This is a genomic window from uncultured Wocania sp., from assembly GCF_964021735.1.
Lineage (GTDB): Bacteria > Bacteroidota > Bacteroidia > Flavobacteriales > Flavobacteriaceae > Wocania_A.
Map to the genome: position 1 here is coordinate 1 of NZ_CAXIBN010000272.1, position 2,455 is coordinate 2,455.

Consider the following 2,455-nt stretch of genomic DNA (forward strand, 5'->3'; position numbering starts at 1 on the left):
GTAATTTTTCTATATTATTTAATACCATAATTATGTGTATTAGTTAATTTTTCTCGTATCGTTTTTCTTGCTCTCGATAAGTTTACTCGCACTGCTGTATTATTCATATTTAGCATTTTTGCAATCTCATCGTAATCGTATTCTTCAATATCTCGTAATTGAATTATCATGCGTTGTTGCTCTGGCAATTCTTCAATAATTTTGGCTACCCAATTAACACTATCGTTTAATTCAACTTGTTTTTGTAATGCTGTTTCTTTTGCTTCATAATTACTATGTACAATTTTTAAATTCTGTGCTTGTTTAGATTTTAACTTATCAAAACAAAAATTCTTTGTCATTGTCATCGAAAAAGCTTCAACATTTTTATACTCAGCAATTTTGGCTTTATTATTCCATAATTTCAACAGAACTTCCTGCGTTGCATCTTCAGCCTCTTCAGTAGATATAAGTAGTCGTTTCGCTAATCGAAATACTTTGTCCTTAAAAGGCATTACAATTTTTAAAAACTCTGTTTGAGTCATTTTGGTTTGGTTTAGTTAAACAACCTTATTTGGGCTGTTTGATATTACGACGAACAACTATTTGTTTTGTTACATCATAAATAAAAAAAATAAATATTTGGGCGTAACCCTGCGCTTCGAGTACCTCAGCGACCGTCGGGTCGGGCTTTTCGCTACAAGTCCTCGCTCCTACCTCGCTGTGGGCTTTCCGCTGCAATCCCTTACGCGAGCCTATCCGTTAAGTTTTTGTAAATCTCTATTTTCATCTTAATTTATAAAAGCCATACAATTACATTCAACGAAATTTTATATGTTTATTTTTTATTAAACAATAATGTAAGTAAATTTAGGGTTTTATAGACTACTTATATAAAATAATGCTATGCGATATGTAAAAGCCCTAGTTCTAATTCTTATAGTTTCTTTCTTTACTGTAAGCTGTTTTGAAGATAATGACGACAATTTAATCTCTGCAAGTCAAATAAACGATTTTGTTTGGAAAGGCATGAATTCTTGGTATTTTTGGCAACAAGATGTCCCAAATTTATCAGATGAAAAAGACGATAATAATGCCGCATACACGTCTTTTTTAAATTCTGTAAATCCCCCTAAAGATTTTTTTAACAGTTTAAGATATCAAATTGGTATAACCGACAGATTCTCTTGGTTTGTTGAAGATTATATTGTACTACAACAACAATTTCAAGGGATTTCAAAATCGTTTGGTATAGATTTCGAACCAGTCCAAATAAATAATAACGGTGATGTTATTATCTATATAAGTTATGTAGCAGACAATTCCCCTGCAAAAACCGCTAATATAAAACGAGGCGACATTGTAAATGCCATTAACGGAACCACTATAAATACTAGTAATTTTAGTGAATTACAAAGACAATTATTTGGGGATAACGTTACACTATCTTTTGTCTCTGAAAACAATGGTAGTTTAGAATTTATTGAAGACAAAACCATATCATCTGAGGTTATTTTTGAAAACCCTGTTTACCTTAAAAAAATATTTAACGATATTAATGGCAAAAAAGTAGGCTATTTGGTTTATAATGGATTTAGATCGTCTTACAACGATGAGCTAAACGCCGCTTTTCAAGACTTTAAAAGCGAAGGCATTACCGAATTAATCCTAGATTTAAGACTAAATGGCGGTGGTTCGGTTTCTACCTCGTCTTATTTAGCAAGCATGATTTATGCTAACGCTGGCGAAGATAAGTTTGCAGATTTAAAATTTAATTCGAAACATGAGAATGAAAATGGGTTTTACAATTTTTCAAACAGACTCAATATTTTTAATTCAGATAATGAAAAAACTGGTGAAGAAACCATTAACAGATTAAATACAATTTCCAGATTATATGTGCTTACTTCAAAAAATACAGCATCTGCAAGTGAAATGGTAATTAACGGACTTAAACCTTTTATTACTGTTAAAACAGTGGGAACAACAACCTTTGGTAAAAACGTGGGATCCATTACCTTGTACGACTCTCCTTTATCGGATTATCAAAACAAAGCAAGTGCCAACCCAAGTCATTTAAATGCGATGCAACCCATAGTTTTTAAGATTTTTAATAAAAATGGTGAGAGTGATTACACGCAAGGTTTTGCACCAGAAATAGAGGTTAAAGAATATCAATTTTGGAATAATATTTTACCCTTTGGCGATGAAAATGAAATTGTTTTAAAAGCCGCCTTAGATGATATTAAAGGCTTAACCTCTAAAAGTAGTATTAAAAAGAAAGCCTCTTTTTCTAAAAAAATAGATGCTAAAGTTCTTAGCAAAACATTTGAAAACGATATGTATATTGAAAATGATTTTTTTAATAACTAACAAGCTCTTTTTTTGAATAAACACAAAACCTATTTCAACTGGAGCTCTGGTAAAGACTCAGCTTTAGCACTCTATCATTTATTACAAGACAAGCGTTATGCTG

Annotated in this window: 2 protein-coding genes; one reads left to right on the top strand and one right to left on the bottom strand. The window is 31.3% G+C overall.

What is annotated here, in order from left to right; all coding sequences use genetic code 11:
- Positions 1–14: 14 nt before the first annotated feature.
- Positions 15–524, bottom strand: a complete 510-nt coding sequence (locus tag AADI82_RS14865) for a sigma-70 family RNA polymerase sigma factor (protein WP_341217195.1) — start codon at positions 522–524, stop codon at positions 15–17.
- 361 nt (positions 525–885) lie between these two features.
- Here AADI82_RS14865 and AADI82_RS14870 point away from each other — a divergent pair, with 361 nt between their 5' ends.
- On the top strand, positions 886–2,352 hold the full coding sequence (locus AADI82_RS14870) for a S41 family peptidase (protein ID WP_341217196.1): 1,467 nt from the start codon (positions 886–888) through the stop codon (positions 2,350–2,352).
- Positions 2,353–2,455 lie beyond the last annotated feature (103 nt).

Bases quoted from the DNA above. Each gene is read 5' to 3' on its own strand.
- AADI82_RS14865 (WP_341217195.1), bottom strand. From the start codon at position 524: ATGACTCAAACAGAGTTTTTAAAAATTGTAATGCCTTTTAAGGACAAA.
- AADI82_RS14870 (WP_341217196.1), top strand. From the start codon at position 886: ATGCGATATGTAAAAGCCCTAGTTCTAATTCTTATAGTTTCTTTCTTT.